A 13,328-nucleotide genomic window follows, 5' to 3' on the forward strand; every position below is an offset into this window, starting at 1 on the left:
CGTCGCCGCTGCCTCCGGACCCCGGGTGCTCGCGGCGACGTCGGCCGAGAAGAGCCCGGCGGCCGCTTCCCGGAACGCAGTGAGACCCGTCACGAGCGCGTCCACGTCTTCCGGTGTCATCCGGGCGAGCACCGCCGTCAAGGCGCGCTCCCGGGCCGCCCGCCGTTCGTCCAGCAGGGCCCGCGCCCGAGGGGTGAGGCGCAGCTCCACCTCGCGTCGGCTGCTCGGGTGCGGGGCGCGCGTGAGCAGGCCCATGGCTTCCAGCCGGCCGCAGAGCCGGGTGACCGACGGCGGGCGGGAATCGAGCAGGGAACCCAGGGCCCGCAGGTTGATGCCCTCGGCCGCCTCGACCGCGAGCAGCGCCCTCCATTGCGAGGGGGACACGGCCGGTGTTCCGGCGTCCTGGCCCCGGGCGTACAGAACCGCGAGGAGTTCCGCCGCGGCGCCGAGCACCGCGGCCGGATCCTCGTGCGCTCCGGTCGGGCCGGGACGGGACATGCCACCACTGTGGCATCCTCCCGTCCCGGGCGCCCTACGGCTCGCCCGGCCCCTCACCGGGCCGTCCGTGCCAGTCGAGGCAGAGGACCATGGCGTCGTCGGTGGCCTCGACGGCGCCGCGGTGTCCGGCCAGCTCCTCCAGGAACGCCCGGGGCACCTGCGAGGGCGGCAGCAGGCGGGTGTTCAGGATGGCCCGGCCCAGGGCGTTCAGGCTGTAGCGCTCTCCGGCCGGGGACAGGACGTCGTACACCCCGTCACTCAGGAAGAACAGCCGGTCCCCGGGCAGCAGGCGCAGGCGCTGACAGGTGTAGACGGTGTCCTCGAACATCCCGAGCGGCAGCTGGGCCTCCAGTTCGATCTGCTCCACCGTTCCCTCGCGCAGTCGCCAGAGACGGGGCGATCCCGCGTCGACGATCTCGGCCTCGCCGGTGTCCAGGCTGATGCGGAGCAGCAGCACCGCCAGGTGCATCCGGCCCCGGTACTGGCCGTACAGGGCCTGGTCTGCCAGCGACGCCTGGTCGGCGATCCCTAGGCCGGCCCGGCGGGCGTTGCGCATGGCGCTCACGGCGAGGCTGGTCAGCAGGGCGGCGTCGATGCCCTCGCCCATGCCGTTGTTGACGGTCAGCGTCAGGTGGTCGGCGGAGGCCGACCAGTCGAAGCAGTCGCCGTAGATGGCGTAGGCGGGCTCCAACTGCGCTCCGAGGTCGTACTCCGGACGCGAGCAGGAGCGTCCGGGCAGCAGCTGCCACTGCATCTCGGCGGCCAGGGTCAGCCGCTTGGCCCGACGGGCCTGGAGGAAGAAGTCGGTGTCCCGGTCGGCGACGAGGATCTCGTGGGCCAGCGCGTCCGCCACGTCCCTCAGTGGGCCGAGGGCCCCGGCCTCGTACGCGCCGGCCGCGTAGTGGACGCTCAGGACACCCAGCCGGTCGCCGCGCACGCTCACCGGAAGGTGGGCGGTGACCCCGCTCTCCCGGGCGACGACGTGCGGCTCCTGGGCGCCGAAGGCCCGTCCCTCCGGGCTGTTGTACGCCGACACGGACTCAGCGGTGTACGGCTGGGCCGTGACGGGCTGGAGGCGGGCCGAGGCGTAGTCCGCCATCAGCAATTCCGCGCTCCGTGCTCCGTGGTCGCGGACCAGGGCCTCGCGGACCTTCTCGAACAGCTCGTGCGGTGCCGCGTCCCGCAGGGTGCGCGCCACTCCGTCGCCTCCAGCCACCGGTTCGATACCCGCCTCTCTCGCGACTGTCAAAATGGGGGACCACGAAGCCGCCGGGTCGCCGGGAAAGGCGGCTCGTACGCCCGGTAGGGAGTGTCACATGAGTCAGCCGCCGAGCGGCTCCCACCGCCCGGTCATGTCGGCGGTGGCGGAGATGAGCGAGCTGATCGAGCTGCTGGAGGTGGTTTGGGAGCGGGGGCGCGACACGGTCAGCGAGCCGCCCGTCTCCTCCGCCCAGGCCCGGGTGCTGTTCCTGGTCGAGGGGAGCGAGATGAACCTTCGGGAACTGGGCCGGCTGCTGGAGGCGGCCCCGCCGTCGGTCACCCGATTGTGCGACCGGCTCCAGGCCGTCGGCTTCCTCGAACGGCACCCCGGACCGGACGACCGGCGCGAAGTCCTGGTCCATCTGACGCCGGCCGGCCGGGCGTACCTCGACGGCCTGCGCGCGCGCAGGCAGGAGGCCCTGGCGAAGGCGATGGCGGCGATGTCACCGGCCTCGCGGGAGGCCTTGGCGGCGGGGCTGGCCGATTTCTGCTCGGCGGTCGCGACCCCGCTCCGGCTGCCTCCCCGGCAGACGCTCGCCCCCCGGACGGCCTGAGGCATACGGCACGTGTCCGGACCGGAGTAGGGGGCAAGCGGCCGACATGAACGATACGGAACAGACGCGCGCACCCGGGACGACCGAGCCGGAGCTGCCCGCCAAGGTCCCCGCGACCGCCGCGGCCCTCACTCCCGACCTTCCGCCGCCGACCCCTCCGGCGCCGGATCTGCCGGGCGCGGCGGGCGCCGGGCTTGGCGAAGGCGGGGAGGACGCCGGGGGCTCCGGGGAGCTCGGGGACCCGTCACGGACGGTGGACGGTCGCCAGAGCGACGATCCCGCCCCGCAGGAACCCACGGCCTGAGGCCCGGTCGCGCGACGGTGCCGCGTTGCCCGTGCCCGTGCCCGTGCCCGTCCGTCCGTCCGGACCGCGGCGTTACGGGCCGCGGCGCGTTCCGGTCCGGCCCCTGTCCCTCGACAACCGCTGGTGTATTCGACCAACGCCCCTGAAAGGCGCCCTAGTCCTCGAACGGGACGAATCTGGCAAGCGAAGGCCAGTCCAGGGGACGCACGATCGTGGCCAGGTAGGCAAAGGGGTTCTGCGCAGCCGTTTGGAACCACGTCACCGAGAGCTCCGTGTGCCCGAACTCTGCAATGTTCTCGGGCGTCCACGATGACGTCAGTCGAGCACGAACCGCCTCTCGCGGCAGCCACTCCTCGACCCGCCCCTCCACATCGGCTCGAAGCCGGTCGAGGTCGTGCACGTACAAATGCGGCCTCGCTGCCATCGCCTTCTCGAAGCCCATCAGGCGAAAGCGACGGTGAAGGTGCGGCGTCCCCTCGAGCATGCCTTCGCGATCGTCACTCACCGTGAGCTCGCGGAGCTCCGCGTGTACGGACCCCACTTGATAGCCGCGCAACCCGTCCTGCCTCGTCTGGCTCATGGGCCCGAGATTAGGCATGTTCGACGAACGGGCCAAACGCCTTTCGCTGCACGCCCCATCAGGTGACGGGCCAGGCGTCGGACAGCGCGGAGCCCACGAACACCGGCACGGATCGGGCGGGGTGGCAGCGGCGGTGGCGCCCTGCGGGGCCAGGGCGCGGAGGGCGGGCGGCATCAAGCGCGCCGGCCACGTCAGGGGCAGGCTCCTGATCACCGTCAACCACCCCACAGCCCCCTGATCTTGACGGTACCGTGCTGCTCCAGCGGGCTGACGTGGTGCCTTCGAGGTGCCACGATGGTCCGTGCTTCAACAGTGTGCCCTTCGGGACGCTACGAGAGCGGCGCCGGCGTTTCCCCGGGGGGCGGCCCTACCCCACGAAAGGGCGGACACCCCATGCGCGTTATACCCTTCGTATGGCCCTTAGGCGGCGGTCGCGACTCGGCCGCGGACGACGCGGTGCGGCTCTACTACAGCCGCAAGACACAGGAGATCCTGCAGAAGTACGGTCCGGGTCCACGCGTCCACTTCCACGTGGGGCTGTATCCGGACGGCCCACCGGACACCACCGTCGCCCAGAGCACGCTGAAGCGGAACCTGTTCGACGCGCAGGAGCGGATAGTCGACCACGCGGCCCGATCCTGGGGCGCGTACGAGGCGCCTCCCCGGCGGCTGCTCGACATCGGCTGCGGCCTGGGCGGCACCTCGCTCTACTGGGCGCAGAAGCACGGGGCGTCCGTCACCAGCCTCACCGTCGCGCCGGAACACCTCCCGATCGTGCGGCGCTTCGCCCTGAACACCGGGGTCGCGGAGCGCGTGGAGCCCGTACTGGCGGACGTCCACGACCTGGACGAAACCCGCGCGTACGACGCCGTCTACGCCAACGAGAGCAGCGGATACACCGACCGGACACGGTTGTTCGAGGTCGTCGCCAAGGCCCTCGTACCCGGAGGCTGGTTCGGAATCCAGGAGCACTTCGTGGGCGCGTCCGAGTGGCGGGAGTTCATGGACGGCTACTACAGAACGCGGCTCGGCCGGCGCGCCGAGTACCTGGCCGCGGCCGAGGCCGCCGGCTTCGAACTGGTACAGGACGAGGACGTGACGGACTCGGTGGCGGAGTTCTGGGTGCAGTCCATGGCCTGGAACACCGCCGAACTCGACCGGCTGAGAGCGGAGCCGGGCGCCGAGCCCGGAGCCTGGACCGCCGACCGGCTCGAACAGTCGACGATCGCGCACAGCAAGTTCTTCCGGCTGTGGCGCGACCACGCGGTGGAGACGCGGCTGTTGCGCTTCCGGATCGGCGGTGGCCGATGACCGCGCCGCCCCGGCCCTCCCGCCTCGGTACGGGCCTGCCGCCGTTCTACTGCCCCCTGCCGCGCGACCTCGTCCACCCTGACGCCAAGGAGGTGGAGGCCCGGGCGGTCGAGTGGCTCGACGCCTTCGGCCTGTACCCGGATCCCGTCGAACGCGCGTGGGGGCTCGCCACCCACAGCGCCGACTTCTCCTGCCGCATCGTCCCCGACGGGGACACGGAAGCCGTCCTGCTGTTCACCGAGTGGAACTACTGGGCCAACGCCGTCGACGACTGGCAGGATTCCGGTTCCGACGAGGTGGGGACGGCGGCCGTCGTCGAGCACGGTGCGCGGCTGCTGCGCACCATCGAGGATCCCGGGGCGGCCCTGCTGCCCGAGGGGCCCGTGACCCGGGCGCTGCTGGACCTGGTCGGCCGTACCCACGCCCTGCTCACCCCCTACGAGCTGCGCAGGTTCGTCGAGGGGACGCGGGACTGGCTGCTCGGGGCGGCCTGGCGCGCCGCACGGGCGGAGCAGGGGTCGATGCCGGGGCTGAACGACTTCGTCGCGATGGGGCCGCTCGCGAACGGCACACGGTTCTCACTGACCTGGTCGGACGTGGCGCGCCGGGACCGGCTGCCGGCGGACGTCCTGTGCTCCCCCGCCCTGACGGCGCTGACGGACGCAGCCGGTTTCGTCGTCAGCGCGGACAACGACCTGTTCTCCTACGACAAGGACGACCACCTGGAACCCCGCGAAGTGAACCTCGTCAACGTCTACGCCCATCAGGAAGGTTGCTCGCCGGCCGAGGCGGTACCGCTCGCCGTGGCGCTGCGTGACCGGGTGATGGTCTTCTTCCTCCTGCTACGGGCGCGCCTGGAGCGCGACGCGGACCACGCACTGCGCCGTCATCTCGCGGCGTTGGGCCACTACATCGCCGGCTCCATCGCGTGGCAGACCCGTGCACCCCGGTACGCCAGCCCGCGCAACCGCTACGAACTGCCGCTCTTGGAGGCCGCGTTCACGGTCCGGTTCGCCGACGGCCCCAGCTCCAGCGGAACCGAGCCGCCGGACCTGCCGGCCCTGGCGGCCTGGTGGCGGCACCTCCGCGACTGAGCGGTGAAAGAGGGCCCCGGCCGGTCGGCCGGGGCCCTCGGTACGCGGGTCAGGCTCCGCGGCGGCCGAACAGCCGGCGCCACCAGCTGACCCCACGGCGACGGCGGCCCCCGGCGACGGCGACCGCGGGCGGCGCCGTCGGCTGCGGCGGGATCACCGGGTGGACGGGGTGGCCCGCCGGCTGCTCCATCGCGAGCTGCGGAGCCGGGGTGGCCACCGTGCGCGGGGCGAACCGGACCGGCAGCGACTGCAGGTGACGCGACATCAGGGTTCCCCGCCACCGGAGTTCGCTCGCGTCGACCGCGAGCTGAAGGTCGGGCAGCCGGTCCAGCAGGACCTCGATGCCGGTGTCCGCGATGGCGCGCCCGATGTCCTGCCCCGGGCACTCGTGCGGGCCGCTGCTGAAGGCCAGGTGGGAGCGGTTGCCGTGGACGGACACGGCCGGATCCGGCCGGATCTGCGGATCGGCGTTGCCCGCGGCCAGGCCGAGCAGGATCATGTCCCCGGCCTTCACCTGCTGACCGCCGAGCACGGTGTCCCCGGTGGCCCAGCGACCGATGATCGTGTTGATCGGCGGGTCGTCCCAGAGGACCTGCTCCAGGGCGTCCGGCAGGGTCATGTGGCCGCCGGAGAGGCTCGCCCGGAACCGCGGGTCGGTCAGTACGGTGCGCAGCGTGTTGGCGATCAGGTTGGCGGTGGTCTCGTAGGCCGCGATCAGCACGACGCGCAGGTGCATGAGCACTTCGGTGTCGGTGAGGTCCGCCGGGTGCTCGATCAGCCAGGAGGCGAGGTCGCGGGCCGGCTTGGCCTTGCGCTCCACGACCAGGTTCTGCAGCGTGGTGGTGACGTAGCGATCGCTCTGGAGGGCCGTCTCCGTCCCCTGGAGCATGTCCCGCGCCGCGTTGACCAGGAGCGGGCCGTGTTCGTCGGGTGCCCCGATGAGCTGCGTCATGACCAGCATGGGGAGCTGGTCGGAGAAGGCGGACACCAGGTCGGCGTACCCCTCGGCCGCGATCCGGTCGACGAGTTGGTTGGCGAAGCGGGTCACGTAGCGGCGGATGCCGCGCTTGTCGAAGCGTTCCAGTGACTCCACCACGGCCCCGCGGAGCCGTTCGTGGACCGGGCCGTCGGTGAAGTTGCACACCGGCACCCAGGAGACCATGGGGCCGAGCGGGGTGTCGGCCGGCACCCGGCCCTCTCTCAGGTCGCGCCAGCCGCGGGGGTCGCGCGCGAAGCGCGACGACGTGCGGGCGACGTCCAGGTTCTCCCGGTGGCCGAGGACCAGCCAGGCCGGAAGGTCGCCGCTCACCAGGACCGGGGCCACCGGGCCGTGTTCGGCCCGCAGCTTCTCGTACAGGGCGAGGGGATCCGCCTGGGCTTCCGCTCCGTGCAGGCGGTGCAGGCCGCCGGCGGTCGCCGCGGCGTGGGCGGGGCACTCGGGCGGTGGGGTGGGGGTGGTGCTCACATTGCCTCCTGGGTGGCTGCCTGGGAGTGCAGGTAGCGCATGAGGGTCAGCAGTACGTCGCGGGACGATTCCCGCCTTCTGGCGTCGCAGACGAGGATCGGGACGGCGGGCGGCAGATCGAGGGCCTCGCGCAGCTCCTCCAGCGGATGCTCGGGGGCCCCGGGGAAGGAGTTGACGGCCACGACGAAGGGGACGCCGCGCTCCTCCAGCCGTCCGATGACGTCGAAGCTGATCTCCAGCCGACGGGTGTCGAGGAGTACGACGGCTCCGAGCGCGCCTTCGAACAGCCCGCGCCACAGGAACCAGAAGCGCTCCTGGCCGGGTGTCCCGAACAGGTACAGCACGAGTTCGTCGTTGATGCTGATGCGGCCGAAGTCCATGGCCACGGTGGTGGTGATCTTGCGGGCGACGCCCCAGGTGTCGTCGACGCCGACGCCGGCCCTGGTCATCGTCTCCTCGGTGGTCAGCGGCTTGATCTCGCTGACCGCACCGACCATCGTCGTCTTGCCCACGCCGAAGCCGCCCACGATGACGACCTTCACGGCCGCCGCGGCCGTCTGCGGCAGTGCGTCCGCCTCGCGCGGCCCGGCGGGCGGGTCAGAGCTTCTGAAGTCCATCTATCACTGCCTCGATCAGAGCAAGGTCGGGTAGCTGCGCGGCGGGAACCGGCGGGCGGACGTGCACGCGTTGGGCGGCCACCAGGTCTCCGACCAGTACGGTGACCACGCTCACGGGCAGGCGCACGTACGCGGCGATCTCGGCCACCGACAGCGGTGACTGGCACATCCGCAGGATGGAGGCCTGCTCGGGTTGCATCTCGGGCCGGGGAGGCCCTTTGGCCACCACCAGGGTCACGAGCTCCAGCCGGACGGAGGTGGAGGGTCCGCTGCGTCCGCCGGTGATGACGTACAGCCGTTCGGGACTGCTCTCCTCCCAGCTTGCGGGCGGCTCTTTCACGCGGGCTGCCCGTCATGCCGCGGCGGGCTGCTCAGGTGGTCCCCCATTCGGGTCACCAGGTTGCGCATCTGCGCGCCCATCAAACCCGCGTCGACACCCTCGTCGGCGAGGACCGCGAGGTAGGAGCCGTCTCCGGCGGCCATGAGATAGAAGAACCCGCCGTCCATCTCGATCACGACCAGCCTCATTCGGCCCTCGGAGTTCGGCAGTTCGGCGGCGACCGCTCCGGCGAGGCTCTGCAGGCCCGCGCAGGCGGCCGCCAGGCGGTCGGCCGTGTCCGTCTCGGCCCCGTACTGCGCCACGCAGAGCCCGTCCGCGGACAGTACGATCACGTGCCGCGTCTGCGGCACTCCGGCGGCCAGGTCCTTGAGCATCCAGTCCATGCTGCTTCGCTGAGTCATCACTGTTTACGCCCCTTTGGTCGCTGAACCCGACGCGTCCTGGGCGCCCGGCGCGTCCTTGCCGGGCTCACCAGACAGGCCGCTGTGAAACGCCTCCAGCCACATTCCGGGGCCGTTGTCGTCCGCCGGCTGCGGCCTCGCGGCCGGCCGGACGTCGGAGGTGGTGACACGGTCCTTCCGGCGCCGCTGCGGCAGGCCGGTCGCCGTACGTTCGGTGGTCGGTCCGCCGGCGGCGGGCACCGGCCCGGGTGCCGGAGCCGGCGCGGGCCGGGGCACGGACACGACGGCCGACGTGGCGTCGACGGGGTGTTGGCGCGGTGTGGCGGACACCGCCCTGGGCCCGGAGGAGGAGCCGATGCCGTGGGCGAGGCCGGTCGCCGCGGACGCGGTGGTGATCAGGTGCTGCGGCACGATGACCACGGCGCGGACGCCGCCGTACGCGGAGGAGCGCAGCGACACCTGGAACCCGTACGCCTGTGCCAGGCGGCCGACCACGGCCAGACCCAGCCGCGGCGTCTCGCCCAGGTCGTTGAGGTCGATGCCGGACTGTGCCTGCGCGAGCATCTTCTCGGCGCGCGCCCGGGCTTCCTCGCTCATGCTGAGGCCGCCGTCCTCGATCTCCACGGCGATGCCCGACTGCACCTCGACGGCGGTGAGGTGGACCCGGGTGTGCGGCGGGGAGTAGCGGGTGGCGTTGTCCAGCAGCTCCGCGAGGGTGTGGATCAGCGGTTCGACGACCGGGCCGAGGACGGCGACCTCGGTGACCGAGTGGAGTTCCACGCGTTGGTAGTCGATGATCCGCGACATCGCGCCGCGCATCACGCTGTAGAGGGTGACGGCCCTGCTCCACTGGCGGCCGGGGCGCGCACCACCGAGGACCGAGATGGAGTCGGCGAGCCTGCCGATGAGGGCGGTGCCGTGGTCGAGCCGCAGGAGGTCGCCGAACACGTCCGGGTTGCGGCCGTGCCGGTCTTCCATCTCGCGCATCTCGTGGGCCTGTTGGTGGACGATCGCCTGCACGCGGCGGGCGACGTTCACGAAGGCCCGCTGCGCCGAGTCGCGCAGGCTCTCCTCGTTGTCGACGGCGTCGACGACGTGGGCCAGTACGGCCTGGAGGGCGGCCCTGAAGCGGGGGGTGAGGGCGGCGTCGTTGCCCCAGCGGTTGCCGTGGCCGGCGCGGCCTCCCAGGGAGGTGAGCACCTCCTCGGCCACCTCGCCCCGGCGCAGTCGCTCGATGGCCTCGGGGAGTACGACGGCGGACAGGCGGGTCGCCTCGGTCTCCTGGCGGGCCAAGGTGTGCCGGAGTTCGGCGATCTGGGCGCCGCGGGCGGCGAGTGCGCGGCCGCGCCGTAAGGCTTCCACGAACACCGCGGCGCCGCACAGCGCGCCGGTGGCGATCAGGATGGTGCCGACCGGCTCGGAGGAGGAAACAAGCGCCCCGACCAGGCAGACGGCGGCCAGGGAGGCGATCGCGGGCAGCGCCGGGCTCGCTCCCACCTCCGGGTGGACCGTTTCGGGTGGAATGTCTCTATGCTCCATCGGCGTCCTCGAATTATCGGAAAAGGGTCACCTTCTGACCGGTGGGCGGGAGCATAACTACGCCCAACTGTCCGCACGGACGCTTTCGTCGGAGTTCATCGGACCGAAGGAACCGCTACGCGCCATCTCCATCGACGACTTTCGGCCGCTGCGCCCGGAGGTTCTCGGCGGCGGGCGACATAAGGGGAGGTCGGCGGCCCGTCGCCTCATTGGCGGCACGGGCCTGCGCCCCCTGAACCCCCGCCGACACGGGCCGCACCGCCCAGTCGCGAGGTGGCGCCCCGGACGGAAATGCGCTACGCCCTGTCAACGGCGCGTGGCAGGGCGCATCCGCAACGCGATTCGGCCGAGGGCCCCGCCAAGGAGGTGACGCAGGCGGGCAGGCCCCTTGACGGCGCATGCCCGCCCACCGCGACGGCGCGTCAGACGGCGGCGAGCCGCTGCGGGACAGCCGTCAGTTGAACGGCTCAAGCGTCATGAAGGCCTCCTGCGGGTCGGCTTCGTGGACCAGCGACTCGTGGGCGCCCACGTCGTCGAAGGCGAAGCCGTACGCCTTGCCGTCCGCCATCTGGGCGTGGATGAGGCGGGAGTAGTGGTTGGTGACGGCGTCGCGGTAGAAGCCGGCGCCGTCGGCGTCGGGTTGGTTGGCGTTGGTCAGGAGCGTCGAGCGGTTGTAGCCCGCGCACAGGGTGCGGGAGATCGGGCCGCGGACGGTGTCGTTGGGGGCGTCCAGGAGCTTGTAGCAGCCGAAGACGCTGTCCGAGTCGGGCTTCTGGAAGCTGGTGACCACCGCTCCCGAGGCGTTGGTGAAGTTCATGACGTTGCCCGAGACGCGCCCGTAGTACTTGGTGTTCGGTTCGTTCGCGAACGGCGTCACCGTGAGGGTGGAGGAGCCGTACTTGTTCCAGACGCGGTCGATGTAGTCGTTCATCGCGCCGGCAGGTATCCCGCCCGCCTCGACGCCGTGGCCGGGCGAGAGCGCGCGCAGGGGGGTGCCGTCCGGGCGGTTCTGGACCAGGCCGCCCCAGCCGGCCGAACGCAGCCCGCCGAAGACGGCGTTGTAGCCGCCGGCCTTGAGCCGGCCGACGCTCTTGACGGTGCCGCCCGGCGCTTTCGCGCCCACCGCGTACGGGGCGGAGAACATGTCGACCTGCGTGCTGTTGATCCACAGGCCGCCGTCACCCAGGGTGTACTCGGACCAGTTGAACAGGATGTCGTGGTTGGGGTCCGAGGGGTTCTGCACGGCGGGCTGCACCAGGCCGCCACTGGTGAGCTTGAAGACGAGCTTCTGCCCGATCGAGAAGTAGACGCGCCCGGAGAACCTGGGCATCCGGATCGTCTTGGTCTGCCCGTTGGCCGGGCCGGCGATCGCGGCGTCGGGTGCGGGAGTGGGTGGATTGCCTCCGGCGGGCCAGGGGTGGAACGTTCCGTTCGCGTCGGCCCAGCCCTGCCTGCCCGTCGCGAGCAGGGTGCCCAGGTTGTAGATGTAGACGGGCTCGTTGCGTCCGGAGTTGTTCTTGATGGTGAGCGGGATGGTCGCCGGGACGGCCTCGGCGGATGGCGGCGGACCGAAGCACAGCACACCGGCACCGACGGACAGCGCCGAGACGGCGAACACCAGCGCTTTCGACAAGCGGGACACTCTCATCCTCCTTGTGTGGGGGCCTGCCGGTGGGAAATGGGGGGCGACGGCAGGGATCGATGAATTGAAGCGTGAGAGCGCTCTCAGCGTCCGATTGTGTTCAACTTCTGTCAATACTCTTGACACGACCTCAGCGGCTCATGAGCAGCCTGCCGGTTTGCTCCGCGACGGGTTGCCGCGGTTTTGACGATGCGTCGGGAGTCCCCGCGGCGCCGGCCTTGTCGGTCCCCGGTGTTAGCGTCGCCGGCATGGCAAACCGTTCATACCTCTACTCCGCAGACTCGATGCCGAACGAGGCAGGGATCCCCAAGCGGGTCCGATGCGTCTCCGAGCACAACTGGGACATCCCGCTCGCACACAAGATCATGGTGGGGCGCGGAACGAGGATCGTCCCGTCCATGATCTGGAATCCGCCGATCGGCGTCGCCGCGGACTACGTCAGCGGGGCCGCCCTGCTCCTCGACCTCCTGCACGCGGTCGGCAAGGGACTGGAGCACGACGCCGAGTTCGCCGAATGCGTGGCCAGGACCACAGCCCACCTCGAGAAGCAGCAGGCGGAGTACTTCGTCCTCGAGACCGGGGAGATCGTCTCGATGTCGGGCGACGATCCGGTGGAGAGGGTGCGGCGCCTGGTGTCCGAGGACATCCCCGCCGCCGTCGCCAAGGCCGAGGCCGCGATCGCCGCCGAGGACGACGAGTGGCTGGCCTCGGTCCGAGCCGACTGGCAGAACCACTTCGCCTCCTTCTACAGCGAGGCGCTCTACTTCTCCTTCCCCGACTGAAGTGGTGCTTTGGGCGCAGTGCCGGACGATCCCCGTCCGATCCGAAGGACACGACCCGGCCTCGGAGCCCCGATCAGCTCCGGCGCCACCGGGGCACGGACCTGTTCTGCGGTGATCGCGGTCTCGGGCCGATCATGCGCAGGACGTCCCGGTCGTCGAAGCGCAGGCTGTGCACGGTGTCCCCGGACAGGGCCCGTCGTTGTTCTCTGTCACGGGCGCGGCTCGTATGAGCCGACAGGACGTACCCGTTCATCCGCAGAAGACGTCCTCGGCCACGGACGCGCCCTTGTTCCAGCCGTCCGAGAACGGCTTGTCGGCCGAAGCAGGAGGCCTGGCGCCGCAGTTGGCGCGGACGGCGTCCCAACCCGCGATGAGGCCGGCCTTGTAGGTGGTACCCGGGGTGGTGGCCGCCTTCATTCCTCCCGTGCACACGGTGGTGCGGCCGCCTTGGGTGACCGCGTACCTGTCGTCGGGCTTGCTCCCGATCTGGAAGGCGCCGCCGTCCGGCACGTTGAAGGAGGTCGTGCCTCCGCGCGGCGAGGACAGTGCGGCCCTCCCCTGTGCGAACCCCTGGCCCGCGACGGTGACCCGGTCCGCCGCGTCGGCGGCGGACACGGTGCAGGTCGCAGTGGGTGCAGCGGGTGCGGCGGAGGGCTGGGCGGCGTACGCCGCCGTCGGCGGAGCGGTGAGCGCCGCGACGCTCAGCGCGATCAGGGCGGCGGAGGTGCGTGCGCGTCGGCGCATGGTGGCACTCCTCGACAGGGGTCCTGGGGGAAGGGCTCGTGGCCCGTGGCGTCCGGATCGGCTCGGCGTTGACCGGAAGCAACCAGTCCATGGTCTCCGACCGGGTCCGGGGTGTCGACCCGGACGGAGGACCAGGGTGTCTGCGCGTGGGTGTGTGCGCGGAGTCAGGACCCTCTGTGACCTCTCGGGATCGACGG

Annotated in this window: 14 protein-coding genes and 1 pseudogene; 5 read left to right on the forward strand and 10 right to left on the reverse strand. The window is 71.5% G+C overall.

Going from position 1 to position 13,328, the window contains the following annotated elements:
• Positions 1-27: 27 nt before the first annotated feature.
• Both ACFYZL_RS05945 and ACFYZL_RS05950 read right to left on the reverse strand, forming a co-directional pair.
• A pseudogene (locus ACFYZL_RS05945) lies at positions 28-498 on the reverse strand (MarR family transcriptional regulator); the annotation flags it as partial.
• 34 nt (positions 499-532) lie between these two features.
• Positions 533-1,696 carry a PP2C family protein-serine/threonine phosphatase gene (locus ACFYZL_RS05950; RefSeq protein ID WP_388676433.1) on the reverse strand — a complete coding sequence of 388 codons (1,164 nt, stop codon included), beginning with the start codon at positions 1,694-1,696 and terminating at the stop codon, positions 533-535.
• 118 nt (positions 1,697-1,814) lie between these two features.
• On the opposite strand from ACFYZL_RS05950, the gene ACFYZL_RS05955 reads away from it, so the two are divergent.
• Positions 1,815-2,312 (forward strand): MarR family winged helix-turn-helix transcriptional regulator, encoded by a 498-nt coding sequence (locus ACFYZL_RS05955; protein WP_384743789.1) that lies wholly within the window; start codon positions 1,815-1,817, stop codon positions 2,310-2,312.
• Positions 2,313-2,358: 46 nt separating this feature from the next.
• Positions 2,359-2,616, forward strand: coding sequence for a hypothetical protein (locus ACFYZL_RS05960; RefSeq protein WP_388676436.1), 258 nt, complete (start codon positions 2,359-2,361; stop codon positions 2,614-2,616).
• A 154-nt stretch (positions 2,617-2,770) separates the two neighbouring features.
• Here ACFYZL_RS05960 and ACFYZL_RS05965 read toward each other — a convergent pair whose 3' ends face one another.
• Positions 2,771-3,196 (reverse strand): hypothetical protein, encoded by a 426-nt coding sequence (locus tag ACFYZL_RS05965; protein WP_388676439.1) that lies wholly within the window; start codon positions 3,194-3,196, stop codon positions 2,771-2,773.
• Positions 3,197-3,589: 393 nt separating this feature from the next.
• Between ACFYZL_RS05965 and ACFYZL_RS05970 the strand changes: the two genes are divergently transcribed.
• Together ACFYZL_RS05970 and ACFYZL_RS05975 are read left to right on the forward strand one after the other, a co-directional pair.
• The gene (locus ACFYZL_RS05970; protein ID WP_384743785.1) at positions 3,590-4,507 is read left to right on the forward strand and encodes an SAM-dependent methyltransferase; all 918 of its coding nucleotides are present in this window, start codon (positions 3,590-3,592) and stop codon (positions 4,505-4,507) included.
• The gene (locus ACFYZL_RS05975) at positions 4,504-5,601 is read left to right on the forward strand and encodes a hypothetical protein (RefSeq protein ID WP_388676442.1); all 1,098 of its coding nucleotides are present in this window, start codon (positions 4,504-4,506) and stop codon (positions 5,599-5,601) included. Before ACFYZL_RS05970 ends, ACFYZL_RS05975 begins: the two co-directional genes overlap by 4 nt.
• 49 nt (positions 5,602-5,650) lie before the next feature.
• On the opposite strand, the gene ACFYZL_RS05980 is transcribed toward ACFYZL_RS05975, so the two are convergent.
• From ACFYZL_RS05980 to ACFYZL_RS06005, 6 genes are all read right to left on the reverse strand, one after another.
• A complete protein-coding gene (locus ACFYZL_RS05980; protein ID WP_388676445.1) occupies positions 5,651-7,066 on the reverse strand; it encodes a cytochrome P450 in 1,416 nt (471 codons plus the stop codon).
• A complete protein-coding gene (locus tag ACFYZL_RS05985; protein ID WP_384743781.1) occupies positions 7,063-7,683 on the reverse strand; it encodes an ATP/GTP-binding protein in 621 nt (206 codons plus the stop codon). The genes ACFYZL_RS05980 and ACFYZL_RS05985 overlap by 4 nt, the downstream gene beginning before the upstream one ends.
• A complete protein-coding gene (locus ACFYZL_RS05990; RefSeq protein WP_384578593.1) occupies positions 7,664-8,023 on the reverse strand; it encodes a DUF742 domain-containing protein in 360 nt (119 codons plus the stop codon). Before ACFYZL_RS05990 ends, ACFYZL_RS05985 begins: the two co-directional genes overlap by 20 nt.
• The gene (locus ACFYZL_RS05995) at positions 8,020-8,424 is read right to left on the reverse strand and encodes a roadblock/LC7 domain-containing protein (protein WP_384743777.1); all 405 of its coding nucleotides are present in this window, start codon (positions 8,422-8,424) and stop codon (positions 8,020-8,022) included. The genes ACFYZL_RS05990 and ACFYZL_RS05995 overlap by 4 nt, the downstream gene beginning before the upstream one ends.
• Positions 8,425-8,430: 6 nt before the next feature.
• Entirely contained in the window at positions 8,431-9,963 is a 1,533-nt protein-coding gene (locus ACFYZL_RS06000; protein ID WP_388676450.1) for a sensor histidine kinase, read from the reverse strand.
• 454 nt (positions 9,964-10,417) lie between these two features.
• Positions 10,418-11,611: a glycoside hydrolase family 64 protein gene (locus ACFYZL_RS06005; protein ID WP_384743774.1), complete on the reverse strand. Its 1,194-nt coding sequence runs from the start codon at positions 11,609-11,611 to the stop codon at positions 10,418-10,420.
• A 242-nt stretch (positions 11,612-11,853) separates the two neighbouring features.
• Here ACFYZL_RS06005 and ACFYZL_RS06010 point away from each other — a divergent pair, with 242 nt between their 5' ends.
• Positions 11,854-12,387 carry a hypothetical protein gene (locus tag ACFYZL_RS06010; RefSeq protein ID WP_384743773.1) on the forward strand — a complete coding sequence of 178 codons (534 nt, stop codon included), beginning with the start codon at positions 11,854-11,856 and terminating at the stop codon, positions 12,385-12,387.
• A 249-nt stretch (positions 12,388-12,636) separates the two neighbouring features.
• Here ACFYZL_RS06010 and ACFYZL_RS06015 read toward each other — a convergent pair whose 3' ends face one another.
• Entirely contained in the window at positions 12,637-13,131 is a 495-nt protein-coding gene (locus ACFYZL_RS06015; RefSeq protein WP_388676453.1) for a hypothetical protein, read from the reverse strand.
• Between the last annotated feature and the right edge of the window lie 197 nt (positions 13,132-13,328).

This window comes from Streptomyces sp. NPDC001717 (assembly GCF_042892775.1).
Lineage (GTDB): Bacteria > Actinomycetota > Actinomycetes > Streptomycetales > Streptomycetaceae > Streptomyces.

What these genes read in the sequence shown, in the direction of transcription:
- ACFYZL_RS05955 (WP_384743789.1), top strand. Translation starts at nt 1,815, where the DNA reads ATGAGTCAGCCGCCGAGCGGCTCCCACCGCCCGGTCATGTCGGCGGTG.
- ACFYZL_RS05960 (WP_388676436.1), top strand. Translation starts at nt 2,359, where the DNA reads ATGAACGATACGGAACAGACGCGCGCACCCGGGACGACCGAGCCGGAG.
- ACFYZL_RS05965 (WP_388676439.1), bottom strand. Translation starts at nt 3,196, where the DNA reads ATGAGCCAGACGAGGCAGGACGGGTTGCGCGGCTATCAAGTGGGGTCC.
- ACFYZL_RS05970 (WP_384743785.1), top strand. Translation starts at nt 3,590, where the DNA reads ATGCGCGTTATACCCTTCGTATGGCCCTTAGGCGGCGGTCGCGACTCG.
- ACFYZL_RS05975 (WP_388676442.1), top strand. Translation starts at nt 4,504, where the DNA reads ATGACCGCGCCGCCCCGGCCCTCCCGCCTCGGTACGGGCCTGCCGCCG.
- ACFYZL_RS05985 (WP_384743781.1), bottom strand. Translation starts at nt 7,683, where the DNA reads ATGGACTTCAGAAGCTCTGACCCGCCCGCCGGGCCGCGCGAGGCGGAC.
- ACFYZL_RS05995 (WP_384743777.1), bottom strand. Translation starts at nt 8,424, where the DNA reads ATGACTCAGCGAAGCAGCATGGACTGGATGCTCAAGGACCTGGCCGCC.
- ACFYZL_RS06000 (WP_388676450.1), bottom strand. Translation starts at nt 9,963, where the DNA reads ATGGAGCATAGAGACATTCCACCCGAAACGGTCCACCCGGAGGTGGGA.
- ACFYZL_RS06005 (WP_384743774.1), bottom strand. Translation starts at nt 11,611, where the DNA reads ATGAGAGTGTCCCGCTTGTCGAAAGCGCTGGTGTTCGCCGTCTCGGCG.
- ACFYZL_RS06010 (WP_384743773.1), top strand. Translation starts at nt 11,854, where the DNA reads ATGGCAAACCGTTCATACCTCTACTCCGCAGACTCGATGCCGAACGAG.
- ACFYZL_RS06015 (WP_388676453.1), bottom strand. Translation starts at nt 13,131, where the DNA reads ATGCGCCGACGCGCACGCACCTCCGCCGCCCTGATCGCGCTGAGCGTC.